Annotated in this window: 17 protein-coding genes; 6 read left to right on the top strand and 11 right to left on the bottom strand. The window is 48.4% G+C overall.

Translation table 11 applies throughout. The features are described 5' to 3' along the window. Positions 1–12: 12 nt before the first annotated feature. The 4 genes from B153_RS0104505 to B153_RS0104490 form a co-directional block, all read right to left on the bottom strand. A complete protein-coding gene (locus B153_RS0104505) occupies positions 13–2,451 on the bottom strand; it encodes an outer membrane beta-barrel family protein (protein WP_020595481.1) in 2,439 nt (812 codons plus the stop codon). Between the two features lie 182 nt (positions 2,452–2,633). Beyond that, a complete protein-coding gene (locus B153_RS0104500; protein WP_020595480.1) occupies positions 2,634–3,503 on the bottom strand; it encodes a YitT family protein in 870 nt (289 codons plus the stop codon). 52 nt (positions 3,504–3,555) lie between these two features. Next, complete coding sequence (gene cysK / locus B153_RS0104495) at positions 3,556–4,464, bottom strand: cysteine synthase A (RefSeq protein WP_020595479.1); 909 nt, start codon at positions 4,462–4,464, stop codon at positions 3,556–3,558. A gap of 6 nt (positions 4,465–4,470) precedes the next feature. Further along, positions 4,471–5,316, bottom strand: coding sequence for a serine O-acetyltransferase (locus B153_RS0104490; RefSeq protein WP_020595478.1), 846 nt, complete (start codon positions 5,314–5,316; stop codon positions 4,471–4,473). Positions 5,317–5,673: 357 nt separating this feature from the next. On the opposite strand from B153_RS0104490, the gene B153_RS0104485 reads away from it, so the two are divergent. Beyond that, complete coding sequence (locus B153_RS0104485; RefSeq protein WP_020595477.1) at positions 5,674–6,867, top strand: PQQ-dependent sugar dehydrogenase; 1,194 nt, start codon at positions 5,674–5,676, stop codon at positions 6,865–6,867. Positions 6,868–6,988: 121 nt separating this feature from the next. Here the strand turns inward: B153_RS0104485 and B153_RS0104480 are convergent, their stop codons facing one another. From B153_RS0104480 to B153_RS0104470, 3 genes are all read right to left on the bottom strand, one after another. Then, a complete protein-coding gene (locus B153_RS0104480; protein ID WP_020595476.1) occupies positions 6,989–7,585 on the bottom strand; it encodes a bifunctional nuclease family protein in 597 nt (198 codons plus the stop codon). Between the two features lie 116 nt (positions 7,586–7,701). Beyond that, positions 7,702–8,664: an electron transfer flavoprotein subunit alpha/FixB family protein gene (locus B153_RS0104475; protein ID WP_020595475.1), complete on the bottom strand. Its 963-nt coding sequence runs from the start codon at positions 8,662–8,664 to the stop codon at positions 7,702–7,704. A 105-nt stretch (positions 8,665–8,769) separates the two neighbouring features. Beyond that, entirely contained in the window at positions 8,770–9,507 is a 738-nt protein-coding gene (locus B153_RS0104470) for an electron transfer flavoprotein subunit beta/FixA family protein (RefSeq protein ID WP_020595474.1), read from the bottom strand. A 155-nt stretch (positions 9,508–9,662) separates the two neighbouring features. On the opposite strand from B153_RS0104470, the gene B153_RS0104465 reads away from it, so the two are divergent. After that, entirely contained in the window at positions 9,663–9,992 is a 330-nt protein-coding gene (locus B153_RS0104465) for a hypothetical protein (RefSeq protein ID WP_020595473.1), read from the top strand. A gap of 7 nt (positions 9,993–9,999) precedes the next feature. Here the strand turns inward: B153_RS0104465 and B153_RS0104460 are convergent, their stop codons facing one another. After that, positions 10,000–10,815 carry a hypothetical protein gene (locus B153_RS0104460; protein WP_020595472.1) on the bottom strand — a complete coding sequence of 272 codons (816 nt, stop codon included), beginning with the start codon at positions 10,813–10,815 and terminating at the stop codon, positions 10,000–10,002. Positions 10,816–11,132: 317 nt separating this feature from the next. Between B153_RS0104460 and B153_RS0104450 the strand changes: the two genes are divergently transcribed. From B153_RS0104450 to B153_RS0104435, 4 genes are all read left to right on the top strand, one after another. Beyond that, on the top strand, positions 11,133–11,471 hold the full coding sequence (locus B153_RS0104450; RefSeq protein WP_020595471.1) for a PadR family transcriptional regulator: 339 nt from the start codon (positions 11,133–11,135) through the stop codon (positions 11,469–11,471). 15 nt (positions 11,472–11,486) lie between these two features. Beyond that, on the top strand, positions 11,487–14,183 hold the full coding sequence (locus B153_RS0104445; RefSeq protein ID WP_020595470.1) for an ABC transporter permease: 2,697 nt from the start codon (positions 11,487–11,489) through the stop codon (positions 14,181–14,183). Positions 14,184–14,349: 166 nt separating this feature from the next. Then, positions 14,350–15,186 (top strand): hypothetical protein, encoded by an 837-nt coding sequence (locus B153_RS0104440; RefSeq protein WP_157634570.1) that lies wholly within the window; start codon positions 14,350–14,352, stop codon positions 15,184–15,186. A 198-nt stretch (positions 15,187–15,384) separates the two neighbouring features. Then, a complete protein-coding gene (locus B153_RS0104435; RefSeq protein WP_020595468.1) occupies positions 15,385–16,398 on the top strand; it encodes a hypothetical protein in 1,014 nt (337 codons plus the stop codon). A 49-nt stretch (positions 16,399–16,447) separates the two neighbouring features. Here B153_RS0104435 and B153_RS0104430 read toward each other — a convergent pair whose 3' ends face one another. From B153_RS0104430 to B153_RS0104420, 3 genes are all read right to left on the bottom strand, one after another. Next, positions 16,448–17,635: an Nramp family divalent metal transporter gene (locus tag B153_RS0104430; RefSeq protein ID WP_040760793.1), complete on the bottom strand. Its 1,188-nt coding sequence runs from the start codon at positions 17,633–17,635 to the stop codon at positions 16,448–16,450. Between the two features lie 94 nt (positions 17,636–17,729). Further along, positions 17,730–18,203: a Dps family protein gene (locus B153_RS0104425; protein WP_020595466.1), complete on the bottom strand. Its 474-nt coding sequence runs from the start codon at positions 18,201–18,203 to the stop codon at positions 17,730–17,732. A gap of 93 nt (positions 18,204–18,296) precedes the next feature. Next, entirely contained in the window at positions 18,297–19,235 is a 939-nt protein-coding gene (locus B153_RS0104420) for a sugar phosphate isomerase/epimerase family protein (protein WP_020595465.1), read from the bottom strand. Positions 19,236–19,251: the final 16 nt, after the last annotated feature.

Here is a 19,251-nt window from a genome sequence, read left to right as displayed (position 1 = left end):
GGGGCGATATACTTAGGAAGCGCTTCCTGCCCGGCGTTTTTCGTCTTCAGCTCCCCCCGTTCGTCGACGCGATGGCACTACTGTATCGCTGCCGAAGCGGTACGAAAACGAAATAGTAGCTACGCGCGTGTCCTGCCGTTGATTCAGCCGTTCAATGTAGTTCGTATAGGTCGACGTTGCTCGTAAGGGGCTGGTGTAAAAAAGGTCGGTCATATTCAATTTCAATACCCCTTTCTTCGCCAGCATGGCCTTTTGCAGACCTACATTGAGCTGCCCCTGCGGACGAATGTCGAAGAAACCATACACTTGTTGCGATTGATAGAAGCCCCCCAGGTCGGCTGTCCAGCCGTTTCCGAGCGTGAGCGTATTAGCTATATTGATACTGTAGGCTGGCTGCCCTGTATTGAGCGAAGTGCCTGCCAGGTCACCTATAAATCGGTTGTAGAAAGCCACAAGGTTATTATCCATCGTCCACCAGGAGGTTGGCTGTACTGGAACGGTTAATGTGAGGCCGTAGTAATCCGATCGGGTCAGATTCTGGAATGTCGACACCACTTGCCGATTTCCTTCGGGGGCTGGCTGAACGACACTGATGATGGGCTGGTCGGTACGACTGTAGCTAAATGACGTGATGAACTTTTGCTTGAAGGTATGGGTGAGTTCAATCGAATAGCTTAATTGAGGATACAACGATGGATTACCGGAGAAGTATGTTGTGGCGTCAATGTAGGCCCGGAATGGATTGAGTTGATTGTACGTTGGACGGTCGATTCGACGGCTGAGCGAAATACCCAGATCATGGCTTTTTGACAGATTTTGCTTAATAAACACACTGGGAAACAATTGAAAATAGTGACGATCGAAGTCGTCGTTGCCAACGAGTTGAAGGCCTCTGGCATTGGTTTGTTCACCCCGTAGGCCAGCCTGAATCGATGTCTTTTTAATGGTTCGGCTTAGGTTTATATAAGCCGCACTGATGTTCTCATCGTAGCGAAACTGGTTGCTCTTACCCGTATCGATTATGGTTGTTCCTTCGCTGGTATTGGTAAACAGCACGGCATTGTTGGAGTGGACCCAACTTGTTTTGATCCCTGCTTCCAGACGGGTCTTGTTTTTAAGGGTATGTACATAATCTACCTTCGCCGAACTGATATTCAGATCCCCATTCAAATTGCCATACAGCGTAGTAGCTGGCCGAACGGGAATGGTAAAGGTGGTGGCCAGGTTTTGCAGTCGATGGGTTTCGTAATGGGCAAAATCAGCATCGGCCGTCAACTCACGATGCCCCGTTGAGTCGAAGCTATGCTTCAGGTTCAGGTTGACGGCTGTATTGGGTGTAGATAGAGTTCGGTGGTTGGCCGACTGATAGCTGGATTGGAGGACACCGCGCTCATTATACGTTTGGGTTTCATTCGGGATATGCGCTTCTGCGTTCATAATCAATCCATTGACTACCACCCCCGCCAGTGTTCGTTTCGATAACGTATAATCCAGGCCAGCCCGGTAGGTGTCGGATATGTACCGGGTTTTTCCAACGTTGTCCTGATCGCTACTGCCGGCAAACTGATTAGCCTGATAAAAGTCTCGATGAACGGTCAGGCGAGTATACACATTTCGATCATTATGATTGAAGCTGCCGAAAAGATTCACTTTTTTGTGGCGGTGATTGAGCGAAATACCACTTGTTAATTTGCCATACTGACCGTAGCCATAACTGGCATTTACACTCCCGTTGGTGCCCTGCCGACTATCTTTTTTGAGTTTAATGGAAATAATCCCAGCGCTGCCAGCCGCGTCGTATTTGGCAGGCGGATTGGTGATGAGTTCAATTTTGTCGACGGAATTAGCCGGTAGCCCTCGCAGCATTTCGGCAAGTTCGGTGCCAGTCATGGGTACTCGTTTGCCATCTATCAGAACCAGTACACCCTGTTTGCCACGTAACGCCATGTTGTCATTCTGATCGACCGTAACTCCTGGTGAACGGCTAAGAACTTCTAGGGATGTGGCCCCGGCACTCAAAGGGCTGCCATCAACGTTAACGACGATCCGGTCGGTTTCTCGTTCAAAAAGCGGCTTACGCGCCTGAACCGTAACTTCTTTGAGTTGTGTTTTGCTGCTGGGTTTTAGTAGGATAGGGGCCAGCGATTTGTCGTCGGAGGCCATCAAAAAAGGGGCGGTTTGCACCCGATCAAAACCAACCTGCGAAGCCGATATAAAATAGTTGCCAGCGGGTAAATGATCGAAATGAAAGCTTCCCGATTCATCGCTGAACTCCGTTTTAACGACTGTCGAATCGGAAGCGCGGTGTAAGGCAACGGTGGCAAATTCGACGGTTGAACCGGCCGGGTCACGAACGGTGCCCGTTAGTACAGGGTCTTTTTTAGCAACTACGAGATTGCTGTTCGCAACAAAAAAGAGAAGAAGAAAACAAATGCGTAAATGAAACGTCATGATGGAGATTGTTTAGGTTGTTGAGATGATCCGATTTGATAAAAAGACCGGAAACTGATTGCTCAACATGGCAATACTCCATAAACGGGCTAAAATGGGTATCAGTGGTGAAGGTTTTTTTGCACATTTGCCCGTTTGCTCTAGCATTGGCAAACGGGCAAATGGTAATCGGTAGTGATCGATCAATGCAAGGGCAGACTTTTTACTTTACCACCTGCCACATCATCGACGCTGTGTTGAATGATAAAAGCATTTGGGTCGATCTCAAGCGCTATAGATCGTAGTCTGCTGATTTCCAGTCGGGTGACAACGGTGTATAGAACGCTGTCGGTATGTTGGTGGCTGCCATGTTTACCATATCCCCCCTGACCATTTAAAATAGTAACTCCCCAACCTTTGTCGATAATCCGCAACCGAATCGCTTCGTGATGCTTCGATATGATCAACAAAGCGGTGTACTCTTCAATACCATGAATGACAAAGTCAACGGTTTTGGACGCAGCAAAATAGGTAATCATGGAATACAGGGCTGGGCTAACACCCAGAAAGAAAGCAGCGGCCCCGAATATGAGCACATTAAGCACCAGAATAACGTCGCTGACCTTCAATACAGGACTGCCTCTGCTAATTAATAGGGCTGCGATTTCAGTACCGTCCAGTACAGCGCCACCCCGTATAGTCAGACCAATGCCTGCCCCAATGAAGAATCCACCAAAAACGGCTGTCAGAAGCAGGTCAGGCGTAACGTCAGGATAAGGAATAACCGCCAGGCTTATCGATAGTCCGGCAATGGCCAACGTACTTCTGAACGCAAATTGACGTCCAAACTGTCGGTAACCCAGCCCAATAAAAGGGAGGTTAATCAAAAGCAGCCAGATGGGTAAAGGAACCTTAAACAAAGTTGCCAGAAGCATCGAAACGCCGGTAACTCCTCCGTCGATAAAATGGCTTGATGTGAGAAAGCCTTTAATACCCAGGCCTGCACTAAGGACCCCGGCAATAATAAATAAAGAATCTTTTATCAGTCGAAAAGAAGACGATTGTTGAGTCATAGAGGTGTAGTAAATGGAGTCGGGAAAGCAGTAATATACTGCCTACATTCCACTAATACAACCCGTCGATAGATAGATACCGTTCCCCGGTATCGTAACAAAACGTCAAAATTCGGCTTCCAGTAGCAATATCAGGGAGCTTTTTGGCAATGGCCGCTAGTGATGCTCCCGATGAAATTCCTACGAAAACGCCCTCTTCTTTAGCCGATCGACGTGCCATTTCGAAGGCTTCATCTTTGCTTACCTGAATGGTTCCGTCCAGAATGTCGGTATGCAGGTTTTGCGGAATGAATCCCGCGCCGATGCCCTGAATAGGGTGGGGGCCGGGTGCTCCTCCGCTAATAACAGGCGACAAATCCGGTTCAACGGCATAGACTTTCAGGGATGGAAATTTCTGTTTCAGTACTTCGCCTACGCCTGTTAGGTGCCCACCTGTACCTACACCTGTAATCAGTACATCGAACCCGGCCGGGAAATCGGCCAGAATTTCCTGCGCTGTCGTGCGTATATGAATATCAATGTTGGCTGAATTCTCGAACTGTTGAGGCATCCAGGCACCGGGAGTCAAGGCAACCAGATCGTGAGCACGTTCAATGGCTCCACGCATACCTTTTTCGCGGGGAGTCAGATCAAATTCAGCTCCGTAGGCTGCCATGATTTTTCGACGTTCGATACTCATCGATTCGGGCATGACCAGAATGATTTTGTACCCTTTTACCGCAGCTACCATTGCTAAGCCAATGCCGGTGTTGCCCGAAGTGGGTTCAATGATCGTACTGCCGCTTTTGAGTAAACCTTTCGCTTCGGCGTCCTCGATCATAGCGAGCGCAATCCGATCTTTTATACTGGCACCTGGATTGGCCCGTTCAAGCTTCGTCCAGACTTCATAGCCTGGAAATAGACGATTAATCCGAACGTGTGGCGTTCGACCAATGGTATCGAGAATGGTAGTCGCTTTCATAAGTACTTAAATGACAAAATTGATTGGTTCGACGGTTTCCAGCGATTTTAGACGCACTTCCGTCTGATGCTGGTGAAAAACGAGCGAGTGCGGCTCAACGCTGCTAGTCAACCAGACGTTACCCCCAATCACCGAATCGTGCCCGACTACTGTATGACCGCCCAGAATAGTTGCATTCGCATAAATTACCACGTTATTCTGAATCGTTGGGTGCCGTTTTTTCTGCGCCATGTTTTTGGCCACGTAGGTGGCCCCAAGTGTAACCCCCTGATAAATTTTGACATTATTGCCGATCACGGTTGTTTCGCCAATAACCACCCCCGTACCGTGATCTATAAAAAACGACTGGCCAATCTGAGCACCTGGGTGAATATCGATACCAGTTTGCCCATGGGCATATTCGGTCAGCATACGAGGGAGCAGAGGAACGTCTTGTTTCAGTAACTCGTGGGCGATTCGATAGACGGCAATCGCATAAAATCCAGGATAAACCGCCACAACTTCTTCCACTCCAATCGAAGCGGGGTCATTATCGGCGATAGAATGGGCATCGAGCAACAAATCGTCGTAAATGGCAGGCAATCGGTCGAAAAACTGGGCGGTGATTGCTTCAGGGCTGGCCGTTACGTTTTTCTCCAGTGGACACAGAAGTTTGATAAGCTGCTCATGCAAGGCCTGATAGGTTTCCTCAACATGTTGTGAAACCGACTTGCAGTCCTGCGTAACCGGGAAAAGCAACCGCATTAACTGGTCAATAAACCGACCGGCGTCGGGGCGAGATGGAAGTTTGTAGCGATACTGAGTGCGCTGGGCCTGTAGGTGATCGAGAAAAGTATTAGTCGCCGTGGTCATGGGATCATCTTTAGCTGTAAAACCATTCGGAAGTTGTAGACGTTCGATTCAGGACGGGTAAAATTAGTGTATCGTTTTCGATTTATGGATTGGCCTGAGCGGTCATAACCTACTGTTAACCTGGATTCAGTCATTCCAGCCTAGGTAAAAGTAGAGCCTCTACCCCATATTGTGGAAAGACTACACGGCCTGTCAGTACAGGAAATGTACGGGAAACGGGCTTATGGTAGCAATCTACTGGCTTTTGTACAAAATACGGGCCGAAAAATCGTATAGCTGAAGTTGGACCTTTTTTTGTAGCCAGATCACCAACAAATACTATGAACCTTAATGATAAGTAAAGCAATCATCGCGTTAATGATCTCATTGGTAGCTACAGCAGGTGTGGCCTGGCTGATCGCGTCAGCCTGCGAACCCGCTCAGGCCGAAGAGGCTGTGGGAGTAGCTACCCATGAGATCACCTCAACTGCCGTGTCTGCCAAAGTAGTTAACGCCTACCCAAAACTCAGCTTCAATTCACCAGTCGAATTTACGCATGCCCAGGATGGTACCAATCGGGTGTTTGTTGTTGAGCAGGATGGGCGCATTCGGGTGTTCAACAACGATCCAGGAGCAACCTCTGCCGAAACGTACCTGGATATTCGCCAGAAAGTAGCCTCTGGGGGCGAAATGGGGCTATTGGGGCTGGCTTTTCACCCAAAATTCAAGGAAAATGGCTATCTATATGTCAACTACACGAAGAATAATCCGCGCGAGACCATTGTCAGTCGCTTCAAAGCTTCGTCGACCAATGCCTCAACAGTAGATCCAGGCTCTGAAGTCATTCTGTTTCGGTTCGAGCAGCCTTATTCAAACCACAACGGCGGAAAGGTGTTGTTCGGCCCCGATGGCTATTTGTACGTCTCGACGGGCGATGGAGGCAGTGGGGGAGATCCGCAGAACAATGCACAGAACCGGAGTAGCTGGTTAGGGAAAATACTGCGCGTAGATGTCAATAGTATCGAAAAAGGGCATTACGGTATCCCGGCCGACAACCCGTTCAAGGGGAATGCCAGCGGCTATCGGGAAGAAATTTATGCTTATGGGTTACGAAATCCCTGGCGAATCAGTTTCGATAACGAAGGGCGCTTGTGGGCGGGCGACGTTGGCCAAAATACCTTTGAGGAAATTGACCTGGTAACCAAAGGCGGTAACTACGGCTGGCGAATCAAAGAGGCTGGAAAAGACTTTAAAGCTAGCGGAAGCCCTGCCGACCCGGCTCAGTTAATTCCACCTGTTTATCAGTATGGGCGTGATAAAGGCGATGTATCAATCACTGGTGGTTACGTGTATCGAGGTCTGTCGAATCCAGTATTGACAGGTAAATATATCTATGCCGACTATGCAAGTGGTCGTGTATGGGCACTAACGATGAAGGGCAACCAGGCCACCGATAACCAGGAGTTGATCACCAGAGCAGGGTCTATTTCGGCTTTTGGAGAAGATCAGAAAGCTGAACTCTACCTCTGCGATCATAGTGGTGGTAAAATCCTGAAACTGGTTTCAGAATGACAGTTTGGACTTTAAAAATATGATAAAACAGAAACGCCTTCGAGCAATCACTCGAAGGCGTTTCTGTAAGAAGCCAATTCCGTTGAGTCGCGAATGGCGGTTAGGAGGGTGAATATTTCTATTAATTGCGCTTGCTCATTTCATCGCGAATCTTGGCCGCTCGTTCGTACTCTTCGTTACCGAGGGCTTCTTCGAGCATTCGCTGTAGTTCTTCTGAAGAGGCATTTTTCAACTGATCGCCAAACGACCGGGCTGTGGGGCGGTTCGACGAACGGACCAGCTCTTCCTGCTCTTCCTCTTCATCGTTGCCACTGGCGGTAATACCCGCTTCGGATAAGATTGACTCATTGGTATAAATGGGTACATCGAAGCGAATTCCGATAGCGATGGCATCGGACGGACGGGCATCAATAACCGATTCGCGTACGCCATCGAAGCAAACAATTTTCGCAAAGAATATGCCTTCGCGTAAATCGGAAATAACGATCTCACGAACCGTAAACTTGAATTGTTCGGCAAACTGCTTAAACAAATCATGGGTCATCGGACGATTCGGAACGATCTTTTCAATTTCAATTGCAATGGCCTGTGCCTCGAACATGCCAATGATTATAGGCAACCGCCGATTGCCATATTCTTCACCCAATACCAGTGCAAACGAACCCGATTGCGACTGACTGGGGGAGAGTCCTAATATTTCCAGCTTAATCTTATCCACGGCGTAAATTTAACAAATTTTAGTCGTCAGTTATTAGTCAACAGGTACCAGTAATGAAGAAAAATAATCACTTCTAATACCTATTGACTAACACCTGCTCCGGTTTCCGGCGACGACTACAGAGCCTGCACGGCCTTCGTAAGGCGGGGAAGGATGTCGAATACGTCGCCGACAATCCCATAATCTGCCGATTTGAAGAAAGGGGCATCTGGGTCTTTGTTGATAACAACAATTACCTTCGAGGAGTTTACACCCGCCAGATGTTGTATAGCACCGGAGATTCCACAGGCGATATACAGGTTTGGGCTAATTTTAAGCCCTGTCTGACCTACGTGTTCTGAATGGGGGCGCCAGTCCAGATCCGATACGGGTTTTGAACAGGCGGTAGCTGCATGAAGGGCTTTGGCCAGATCTTCAACGATTCCCCAGTTTTCAGGCCCTTTCAGGCCCCGGCCAGCCGAAACCACCAGATCAGCTTCCGGCAGCAGAATATCGCCTGATGACTTATCGGTGCTTTTGATCGAAATGGCGAAATCGCCATCATTCAGCGCTGGCGAGAAGGGCTTCACCTCGGCCGAAGCGTCTGTTTCTTCAGGAGTGATGGTATTTTTCTTGATGGCCAGAATTTTAACATTGGCTTTCAAGTCATTGTAAGCAAAGGCTTTGCCGGTATAGATACTGCTTTTAACCCGGAAGCCGTTCGATAAATCGGGAAGCTCAACCACATTGGCGGCTAATCCGGCTTTTAGTTTACCAGCCAGTCGGGCTGTCATGGCATCGCCCAGCGACGATTTGGCCAGAACGATTATCTTGCTGCCTTCCTGTTGAGCCGCCTGAGCTACGACCGTTGCGTAGGCCATGCCGTTGGGTTCGGCCAGTTTGGCATCGCTGGCATGCAGTACAATAGTTGCGCCAAAACGACCAGCTGAAGCTAGTTCGTCGTCGCTGGCCTGACCAATGACGATAGCGGTGGCCGATGTACCCAGCATCTGAGCTACTTTGGCCCCGTAAAAGATAGCCTCCTGGGCCGATTTCTTAATCTTACCTTCGTCTAATTCAGCAAATATGAGGACTGACATAATTGAACGTCATTAAAGGGTCATAGATAATCATTCGTCGTCACTCAGTCGGGGCCGAAAGCAATCAAAGACTCCTTCTGACCTCCTCATGACAACAAATGACAATTAAATTACTTTGGCTTCAGTGTGCAGGAGCTGGATGAGTTTTTCGGCCTCATCGGCAGGAATCATCTTAACGGCTCCGCGAGGGGCTGGGAGTTCGTAGCTGGCTACAGTCGTAAGTTTGTCAGTTCCGGTAGGCTCAACCACTTTGAGAGGTTTTGTACGGGCAGTCATAATGCCCCGCATATTCGGAATTTTCCATTCAGCAATAGGCTCCTGGCAACCGAGGACAAGGGGTAGGTTGGCTTCCAGACTTTCTTTGCCACCTTCGATCTCGCGGGTAATTTTAGCCGTATCGCCTTCAATATCAAGCAGCATCACGGGCGATATGGAGGGGATACCCAGCATCTCGCCCACTATGCCATGGACTTGACCGCCGTTGAAATCGATGGATTCGCGCCCCATCAGGATCAGGTCGTAATTGGCTTCTTTGGCAATAGCCGCAATTTGCTCGGCTACAAAATAGGCATCGGTTGGCTCGGCATTGACCCGGATCGCATCGTCAGCACCAATGGCCAGGCATTTACGAATGACGGGTTCGGCATCGGCCTCACCCACGTTCAGAACCGTGATGGTAGCGCCTGTTTTTTCTTTCAGTTCAACGGCCCGCGCCAGCGCATAATCGTCGTAGGGGCCCGTGATAAACGTGACGCCTGCCTTGTTTAATTTGGTGTTGTTATCAGTGAAGGCAATCTTGGTAGTGGTGTCGGGGACACTCGTTACACACACTAGTATTTTCATGCTTTCTGGGGTTTAAAGAGTGAATCGTCGTTTGTTGTTAGTTATCAGGTGATGATTGAGGCAACACCGACAAGTAATCATGACTACATTTACGGCTCAAAAATACTAATCAAACTTAAAAAATAGTATGCTTGCATACTATTTTTCTTGACCGGATGAATACCCTACGTATTGAGCAGTTGAAGCAATTTATAGAGGAAGAACCGAACGAGCCGTTCAATGTTTATGCTCTGGCTATGGAATACCTGAACGTCCAGCCGGATGAGGCTCGTGTTTATTTCGATCAGCTATTGGCAAAGTATCCGGATTACCTGCCTACCTATTATCATGCGGCTGCGTTATATGCCGAACGGGACGAGCGCGAGCGGGCGGCAGCATTGTATGCAGAAGGAATTGCTCTGGCTCAGAAACAGCAAAATCAAAAAACGCTCCTTGAACTGAAGCGGGCTCAACAGGCATTTGAGGAGGATGATGATGACTGGTGAAGCGATTTTATCGTCTTCTGGGTCTTTTTTGCTGCTGTACAAGCTCCTGTTTGAACAGTAACGGGACCGTAGAAAGCTCCGGGATGGTATAGCTGATAGCCAGGTAATGAGCGTTGGGTACTTTAGGTAAATACACAAAACCTCGTACCGATTCGCCCGCTGGAAGAGAGCCCGCTTTGAGAGCTAGTTCACGCCAGCGATATTCTTCATAATCATACCGCTGCATCCGATTCGCGAAATTACTGTAGTTGACCACGCGCTTCACAGCCAGAGATTGATACGCCAGATTGCTCAGGGTTCGATTTCTGAGGTATTCACCATACGTACGGCTATTGCTGGACGATGAAGCATCGGCCGCAATGACGGCTACCATCAGTAGGGTATTGACAACCTTCGCTCGTTTCAGCCGTTTCGTTTCTTCTTTGCGCTTGAAGTCCATGCGTCCTATTTCATAGGATGGGTCGGCTGCCGAGCGAGCCAGGAGTATAGCCGGATTGAGCGGATCAGTGAGCGTATCTTTCACTGAGTTCATGGCCGTAAAATGAAAATCCGCCGGGTTGATCTCAATTGGATGATCGGTATGGTTTTTCAGTTCGATGTCGAGGGCTACATACTCTAAATCTTCTTTTTCGAACGAAGCCACCACACTTACCCCATTCTGCTCTGCTTTTGTGACCAGCCGACCATCGATTCGGGCAATATCACCCGAAGCTGGTTCGAGTTGGTAGGTGGTGGTCAGGTTAGGCGAGCAACTACTTAATGTGCCTGCCAGTAATCCTACGGCAATAAAATAACGACAACAAGCTATGTAGAGTGGCTTCATAGGGGGAGAATTGATTAGACCCAGGTAAACCATTTGCTTCTATAAAAATACTGTTGAAGGTAATTTGTTCCTGTTAAAACACAATTAGTTTTTTTACAAACGGCATAGCTTCAGTTAGGGTTGCCAATTTTCTAGGAGCGTCGAGGGGGGCATTGCTGTTTCTATCCGCCACTGTCCATGAGTGGACATAAATTCGTCCGTTTCTGGACAGTGTTTTCGAGCCCAATAGGCTTCTCTGTATCTTAAACAGCATTTTTGAATTCTGGTCCTATATTTGATTTAAGATATTGTATCTAATGGTTGATTAGACAGAATAGATGAAAAAGACCGTATTAGGTGAGTTAGAGGAATTGGTTCTTCTGGTGGTAGCTGCCAGTGCTGAGGATGTGTATGGCGTGCCCGTGATGGAGCAATTACAGCAGCAAACGGGTCGAAGCTTTACGATCAGTGCAGTGCATACTACCCTTTACCGACTTGAAGAGAAAGGCTATCTGTCATCGTCAGTGGGTGGGGCAACGGCTGAGCGGGGAGGACGGAGCAAACGACTGTTTAGCTTGACAACAGAAGGCGGAAAAGTACTTCTGGAGATTCAACGGATGCGGACTCGACTTTGGGAGGCTATTCCGCAAGCTAAACTCCAGCTTCTGGGACTTTAAGCTTTTTTATGACCTATGCTCAAAAAGACCTCTTCTTCGCAGCCAGATCGTCAGTCACCACCCCGCTGGGCTGATCGATTGCTGGAATGGTTCGTCGCTCCTCATTTGCTTGAATATGTGCAGGGCGACTTACACGAAACTTTTTATAAGCAAGTAGACCAGGTGGGTATTGGCCGCGCCCGACGTTCGTATATCTGGGCTGTACTCAATTGTTTGACACCCTTCTTTGCCAAACGTCAAAGGCCTGATCCTTCCAGAATCCATTACAATAAATATCCTAAACCGCTGTTTTCTGATATGCTCTTAAACTATCTGACTATTGCGCTGCGTAATCTATGGCGGCACAAGGCGTTTACAGCCATTAATATTGTCGGCTTAGCTGTGGGACTGGCAACCTGTCTGCTGATTGTGCTGTACGTACTACACGAGTTGAGCTATGACCGCTATCACGCCGACGCCAACCGCATTTATCGGATGACCCTTTATGGCCGAATGGATAATAAAGACATCAATTTGGCTTATACGAGTGGGCCGGCTGGTCAAGCTCTACTAAAAGAATGCCCAGGTGTGGAGGCCGTCACACGTTTGCGAAGAGAAGGCGCTTTTCTGGTTAAATACAACGACCGTATCATTAAAGAAGAAAATGTGGCTTTTGTTGATTCGAATTTTTTCTCAGTCTTTAACCTCCCTATGCTTAAAGGGCATCGAGTAAGGGCACTGGTTGAGCCCAATACACTCGTTCTGACAGAAACGATGGCCCGAAAATATTTCGGGCAGACTGACCCGATCGGGAAAACATTGTCGATGGGTAACCTGGGCCTTTTTCGGATAACCGGCGTCTGTGAAGATGTTCCATCAAACACGCATTTTCACTACGATGTGTTTGGCTCATTACAGTCTGTCAAAACAGGCAGCAAATGGTTTGCCAGTGGTGCTTACACCTATGTACGACTTCGGGAAGGATACCCGATCCAACAGGTCGAAGCTATAAGTAACGGATTCGTTCGTAAATATATGGCGTCGGAAGTACAGGAGTTCTTTGGCATGACGCTTCCTGAATTTTTGCAAAAAGGCAATCGCTTTAGCTTTGTCTTCCAGCCTCTAACTTCCATTCATTTACAATCCAATCTGGATGACGAACTGGAGGCTAACAGCGACATCAAATACGTCTACATCTTTTCAGTAATTGCCTTGTTCATCCTGTTGCTGGCCTGCATCAATTTTATGAACTTATCGACCGTCGGATCAGCAGGCCGCTCCAAAGAGGTGGGTATCCGCAAAGTACTGGGTTCTGTCCGTATGCAGTTAGTTAGTCAGTTCCTGGCCGAATCGGTTCTGCTTACCTTTCTGGCGCTGGTATTGGCAATGGGTCTCGTCTTGCTTCTGTTGCCGGGTTTCAACGAACTGGCCGGAAAGCAGTTCACCTTTAGTGCCATTGCCAACGTAAAGATGCTTGGGGGGGCGGTACTGGCCTGTCTGATGGTCGGCCTGTTAGCGGGAAGTTACCCTGCCTTTGTGTTATCCTCATTCAAACCGATTACAGTGCTAAACGGCAGAATGCAGGTCAGTTTACGGAGCGGGTGGTTCCGTAATGCGCTGGTAACCGTTCAGTTTGTTGTATCGATTGGGATGATCATCGCTACCATTGCGGCTAATCAGCAGCTGCAATTTATGCAAAACAAAAAGGTCGGTTTCGACAAGGAGCAGGTGCTGGTACTGCATGATACGCAGGTTCTCGGGCCGAAACTAAGTGCATTCAAAGCCGAACTGGCCAAACTGGCTTCCGTTGTGCAGGTATCAAAGGCTGGCTTTTTACCTGCCGGATCGTCGAGTCAGAGTGTGGATGGCATTCAGATTCAGGACGGAACACGAATCGGCACCTATCGAACAAAAAGCTATTTCGTCGACGATGATTACCTGTCTACGTTAGGCATTCGGTTGGCACAGGGGCGCAACTTTTCGAAAGATTCTCCGGCCGACAACTCAGCAGTATTATTGAACGAAGCGGCTGTTCGGACCTATGGATTTAAAAACCCAATCGGTAAGCAGCTTTCAACTGTCGGCGACGGTACCGAAGGGAGTAAACGGACATACACAATTATTGGTGTGGTGAAAGACTTTCATTTCGAATCCATGCACCAGCCTATTGCGCCATTACTCTTGTTTTATGGTGGCGATAGTGGCCAGTTAGCCTTGCGTATTCGAACGGATGATATTCCAAGTCTGCTGACAAACATTGAACAGCGATGGAAAGCGGATACAGACAACCCTTTTGCGTATTCGTTCTTGAATGACCGATTCAATACCATGTATCGGTCCGATCAGCGGATTGGCCAGCTGGTTAGTATTTTCGCGGGTTTGGCGGTATTGATTGCCTGCCTGGGTCTGTTTGGGTTGGCAGCGTTTACGACCCATCAGCGAACGAAGGAAATCGGTGTCAGAAAAGTATTGGGAGCCTCTGTCGCCAGCATTGTAACACTGTTGTTAACTAATTACCTGAAGCTTATTCTTGTCGCACTGCTGATTGCATCGCCCATTGCCGGATACGTCATGAGCGAGTGGCTTCGGGACTTTGCCTATAAGATTGAGATGGAATGGTGGTTCTTTGCATTAGCTGGCGGATTAGCCGTTGCCGTAGCGGTGCTGACGGTAAGTTATCAGGCCATCAAAGCGGCTTTGGGAAATCCTGTCAAAAGCTTACGGACCGAATAAGAGAGAGGCTATCGCTCAGCTAAAACGCATGCAAGCAAACCGATATTTTTTAGTTTTCCGGCGCCCGTATTCTCAACTAAGTGCCGTTTGATAAAACACGCGTACGTGCTTGACTTAAAAACCGCAAATTCGTTGCAGTCGGAAGAGCTTAATTCTGTTCAATGCCATGCGCGTTTTTGCTTTGGGAGTTCTTGGATCAATGCTGTTGATCAGTCATATGGCCTTAAGTCAAACCCTTGTGGGGAGCTGGTCAGGTCTGTTATCTTCGCCCAATGCACCTGGAGCTACTCTACAAAGTGTTATTTCGTTGCATAGTATGGGGAGGCAACTGAGTGGTGAGCTACGGGTACAATCGGCTGGAAAGCAGGATCAGTATGTGTTAAAGGGAATGGCTGAAAAGCAGCAGGCACAAGGAACGGCTACGTATCCAACGGATGGTACGGTATTCCAGTTTGAGGCTCAGCTTCAAAATAATCAGCTTTTGTTTGCTGTAGGCCAGCATGGCAATGTACTGATGTCGGGCGTACTGATTCGTCTGGAAACCCCCTCAACTGTAGGCAAATCCCCCCAGGCAACGAGGATAACTCCTCCCGCTTTATCGGCAAAACCGGAGGGTCTTTACCGCGATCCAGCCCTAATCGGTGCCTGGCGTTTAGAAACGAATTATGGAGGAGGAATTACTGATGGCGGATTTTATGGTAGTACCTCATCGACTCTCCTGCTAAACGCCGATGGTACACTAGGCGATGGTGGGTCGTCGGGATATGCCAGTGGGGCAGGTGTTTCGGTGCAATCGTCGGGGAGTGGTAATACCCAATTATATACTCAACTGGCAGCGGCTGGGGCAAAGTGGTATACCAAAGGGAATCTGTTTTGTATTCGGTTGAAAGTGAACGGTCAGTGGCAGGATGTACCTTCTGCTAACTATTATGTCGAGAATGGCAAGGTATTGATTACAGATCTGAAAACCGGAAAGAAAACGCTTTATTCCAAAGCCAATTAAGAAGATATACAGTCTGGTTGAAAGTCGCATTTGGTAACGGTAGCAGCTATTTGGAAATACACAGTCTGAACATGAGTGGCTTAATTACCGAATAGTAGATTTTAGGCTAATCAACGTATTCATTCATAGTGAATTGGTAATATCAGTTCGGAATGATTTTTGCTATATTTACTATGTATTTCCGTAGCCATTTTTATTATGAAGGTTTCTACTCTCGTTTTATTCCTGACCGTCTCTGGCCTGATGGCAGAGGTCCACGCCCAAAGTCAGGTAATCACACCTGATAATCAGGCTGTCAGTTTCCAATCGCCTAATGGTACGTATAACCTGATCATCGGCCAGAGTACCAGCGCGGTTGTGGGTGGATCTGGCACGTATAATACGTTTATGGGAAGTCAGGCGGGGCAGGGCAACACGACCGGCTCGTACAATACGTATTTTGGCTACAAGGCCGGTTTCCCGAATACAGTAGGTAGCCATAACACCTTTGTCGGCTACGAAGCGGGTAAACTCAATACCGATGGGAGTGATAACGTGTTTATCGGTTTCAACGCTGGTCAGGGTAACCAACGCGGTAGCCGTAACCTGTTCATAGGGCCTAATTCGGGCGTTGATGTCTTGAACGGGCAGGATAATACGTTGATCGGAGCAAATGCCATAGGGGTAGGCGTTGGCCTGTCGAATGCAACTGCCATTGGGGCCAATGCCCGGGTACTAACCAGCAATGCTATGGTTCTGGGTAATAACGTTAACGTAGGGATAGGCACCTCTGCCCCACAAAACCGACTCGAACTGACAGCCGGTATGGATGGACGTAGTGGCCTTCGACTAACGAATATGACGGCCAACTCGCCAGTCAATAACGCAACGGCTGCTAAATTCCTGACGGTCGATGAGAAAGGGGATGTCACCTTGGGAGCGCATTTGTCGGCTACGGCCATGCGCGTGCAACCGACTTCGGAGAATCAATGGGCCGACTATGTATTTGCTCCAGCCTATAAACTGCCTTCTTTGACCGAGGTAGAAAAATACATTCAGCAAAACAAGCACCTGCCGGGTATCCCAAGCGCTACTGAAATGGTAAAGCAGGGCGCTGACCTGACTACTCTGCTGGCCACGCTGGTAAAGCAGAATGAAGAAATGACCCTCCGCCTGATTGAACAGCAAAAGCGAATCGAACAGCTTGAGCGTGAGGTAAATAAAAAGAAATAAGAATGAAGTCATAACAAAAAAGGAGACTGCTAATCAGTCTCCTTTTTTGTTATGACTGGAAGGCCAGCCAGACATTCCATAGACCCAAAATAGCTGTTACGAGCACAACAAGGCCCATGGCCAGATTTTGAGGCAACGAATTTCGGTATGTATCCCCCAGTAAGATTCGGTTATTGACGGCCGCGAATAAAAAGATCGTCACAAACGGTAGTAAAATGCCATTGATAGCCTGAACGGCAACAATCACCTCGATGGTATTGACATTGGACAAGCCCACCCCAAGGCCAGTAAGCATAACGACCAGCCATATACCTCGATAGGTGGGCGAGTTCTTGCGAACACCTAGCAAACTTTGTGCCGTAACTGCAGCCGCCAGCGGTGCCGTGATCGACGAAGCCAGTCCGGCAGCAAATAAGCCGAAAGAAAACAAAGAGCCAGCCCATGCGCCCAAGCGGTCGGTAAGTACCTGGGCCATGTGCGGATATGAGAAATCACCAGGAATCAGCAGACCCGCCAACAACAATACCACCGAAATAATACCACCCAGAACAACGGCTACCCAGATGCCCAGGCGCATCTCACTTAGCGATTGACCGGGCACAATGCTGGAACCAAAGAATAAATTATAGGGAACGATGGTTGTACCGATCAGACTATTGATCAGCAATAAAGAGCCCGAAGGAAAGTTAGGTACAATCAGCGCTTTGGTAAGGTCGGCTGGTGTAACGGGAGCGCCAAATGCCACATAAACAAAGGCCCCCCCCATGGCAAAAACAATAATCCCCAGGAAGTTTGCCAGATTTTGAGTTGAACCTACCCAAAGAAGGATAATACACATTATCCCTACACCAACGGTTAGCGTAGGAACAGAGGCTCCTGTCAGTAAAGCCAGCCCAGATACAGCGCCAAGAATGTTCCCGGCCTGATAAGCAGCGCATCCTAGAAAAATGGCCAGAAACAATGACCAGGCTACCCATTTTCCCCTGGCTCCGGTATATGTTTGGGTAATTACCTGACCTAAATCGTTCCCGGTTGCGATGGTAATTCGGGCGGCTGCTTCCTGAAGCCAGACCGTCCCCAATGTGGCAAATGTCAATACCCAGAGCAAATCTAAGCCAAACTGGGAGCCTGCTTTTGCACAGGCCGTTACCGAACCAGGCCCGATAAATGCGGCTGAAATAACCGACCAGAATAACACACTACCAAGGCCAGAGCGAAGCGAAAGCGATTTAGGCACGTAAACGAGAAGAGTTAACAGTGAAAACGATGAATATAGAGAAAATCCCTATAGCTCACTAGCCTTCACTATTAACTCTTCATTCTTTACTGAGCTACGAAAGGTATTTCCGCAGCATCCAGGCCATCGCTTCGTGATCTTCCATCGACTTGGTCAGGAAATCGGCGGTGCCTGCGTCGTTTAGTTCATCGGCACATTTATCTACGTCGTCGCGAAGTTCACGAATGATTTGCTCATGATCGGAGAGTAGATTTTTGAACATATCGGCCGTACTTTTAGGGGTGCCGGTATCTTCTTTCAGGCTGGTATTATGGAGAAACTCGGCCATGGTGGCCAGCGGCTTGCCCCCTAACTGACGAATCCGCTCAGCTACTTCATCAATTTCGGCTTCGATGGCTTTGTACTGGCTTTCAAAGAATTTGTGGTATTCCATGAAATTTGGCCCGGCCACATTCCAGTGATACTTTCGGGTTTTGATATATAGAACGTGCAAATCTGACAGGAAATCATTGAGTAAGGTGTTGTCCTGTTTCAGAACATCTTCTTCGAGACCAATATTGGGTTGCATAATGCTAACGTGAGTTTAATTGTGTTGGTAGTTATGTGATCGCTGGTAAGCAGCCATCAGCATGAATAACCGTCAATCAACCTCTTTGTTTCATTATCCGATCAATCCCGAAAATACCTCTTTTGCGTAAACTAAATCCTGTTTGTGGGCTTCCACGGGGCCCTTTGTGTTCGGGGAGTCTTTTTCCAGGCATTGTTCCAGAACCAGTAGGGGACGAACCTTCAACGCAGTTAGCTCAGTCGCCAGTCGACGATAATCAAGATCCCCGTCACCAAATGTTTCCTGCCAGATTCCTCCGCGCGATTGCCGGATGTGAACTTCTGCAATGCGCTTTCCGTAGAGTTTAACCACATCGAACAGGGCAACCTGTGAATTGCCCGAGCCCCGGTACACCCAGTGCGCATCCAGACAGAGCGACACATTTTTAGGGTCTGTGCCCAGCAGCATGTGATGGAATTCACGGGCGGCCTGTCGATGCTCCGGAGCGTGGGTATGATACGCCAGAGTAATGCCACGTTTGCGCAGTTCTGCGCCTAATCGGTCAAGATTTTTGGCCTGTTCGTTTAAGTCCGCATCGGTCTTATCCTGTTCGCTCCCCCAACGGATCGGGCTTGGATTGGTAACAAAGAGGGTAGTACCCGCCTGACGGGCGGCTTCGGCAATGGATAAGACGGAATCAATCGATTTCTGAGCTTCATCGGGCCGATGAAGTGTACTGTTTACGTACAACGAAGGCATTGTCAGTTTATACGTTGCCAACAATGGAATCAATTTCCGAACATCATCGGCTGTGTTTACCGCAGGCTCATAAGCGGTCAGCCCTGATTGAGTAAACTCCTGAAAGGAGGCATCCGGATCGGCCATCCAGGTTTTTCCCTGACGGCCATAGAATGTTAGCCAGGAATATGAATTACAGGAAATCGCTTTGGGTTTGGTAAGCGAACCGGCCTGTATAGCCTGACTTGCTGGGAGCAGCGATGCACCCATGCTGGCTGCTAAAGTACGTAAGAAAGGGCGACGACCAACGGGCATAGGAGAAAAGGTCAGT

The sequence above is a fragment of the Spirosoma panaciterrae DSM 21099 genome (assembly GCF_000374025.1).
Classification (GTDB): Bacteria; Bacteroidota; Bacteroidia; order Cytophagales; family Spirosomataceae; genus Spirosoma; species Spirosoma panaciterrae.
The sequence above is the reverse complement of the archived record's forward strand: the minus strand, read 5'-3'. Positions and strand labels throughout refer to the sequence as shown.

Bases quoted from the DNA above. Each gene is read 5' to 3' on its own strand.
- B153_RS0104465 (WP_020595473.1), top strand. From the start codon at position 9,663: ATGAATACCCTACGTATTGAGCAGTTGAAGCAATTTATAGAGGAAGAA.
- B153_RS0104460 (WP_020595472.1), bottom strand. From the start codon at position 10,815: ATGAAGCCACTCTACATAGCTTGTTGTCGTTATTTTATTGCCGTAGGA.
- B153_RS0104470 (WP_020595474.1), bottom strand. From the start codon at position 9,507: ATGAAAATACTAGTGTGTGTAACGAGTGTCCCCGACACCACTACCAAG.
- B153_RS0104490 (WP_020595478.1), bottom strand. From the start codon at position 5,316: ATGACCACGGCGACTAATACTTTTCTCGATCACCTACAGGCCCAGCGC.
- B153_RS0104475 (WP_020595475.1), bottom strand. From the start codon at position 8,664: ATGTCAGTCCTCATATTTGCTGAATTAGACGAAGGTAAGATTAAGAAA.
- B153_RS0104485 (WP_020595477.1), top strand. From the start codon at position 5,674: ATGATCTCATTGGTAGCTACAGCAGGTGTGGCCTGGCTGATCGCGTCA.
- B153_RS0104450 (WP_020595471.1), top strand. From the start codon at position 11,133: ATGAAAAAGACCGTATTAGGTGAGTTAGAGGAATTGGTTCTTCTGGTG.
- B153_RS0104505 (WP_020595481.1), bottom strand. From the start codon at position 2,451: ATGACGTTTCATTTACGCATTTGTTTTCTTCTTCTCTTTTTTGTTGCG.
- B153_RS0104440 (WP_157634570.1), top strand. From the start codon at position 14,350: ATGCGCGTTTTTGCTTTGGGAGTTCTTGGATCAATGCTGTTGATCAGT.
- cysK (WP_020595479.1), bottom strand. From the start codon at position 4,464: ATGAAAGCGACTACCATTCTCGATACCATTGGTCGAACGCCACACGTT.
- B153_RS0104500 (WP_020595480.1), bottom strand. From the start codon at position 3,503: ATGACTCAACAATCGTCTTCTTTTCGACTGATAAAAGATTCTTTATTT.
- B153_RS0104420 (WP_020595465.1), bottom strand. From the start codon at position 19,235: ATGCCCGTTGGTCGTCGCCCTTTCTTACGTACTTTAGCAGCCAGCATG.
- B153_RS0104425 (WP_020595466.1), bottom strand. From the start codon at position 18,203: ATGCAACCCAATATTGGTCTCGAAGAAGATGTTCTGAAACAGGACAAC.
- B153_RS0104435 (WP_020595468.1), top strand. From the start codon at position 15,385: ATGAAGGTTTCTACTCTCGTTTTATTCCTGACCGTCTCTGGCCTGATG.
- B153_RS0104445 (WP_020595470.1), top strand. From the start codon at position 11,487: ATGCTCAAAAAGACCTCTTCTTCGCAGCCAGATCGTCAGTCACCACCC.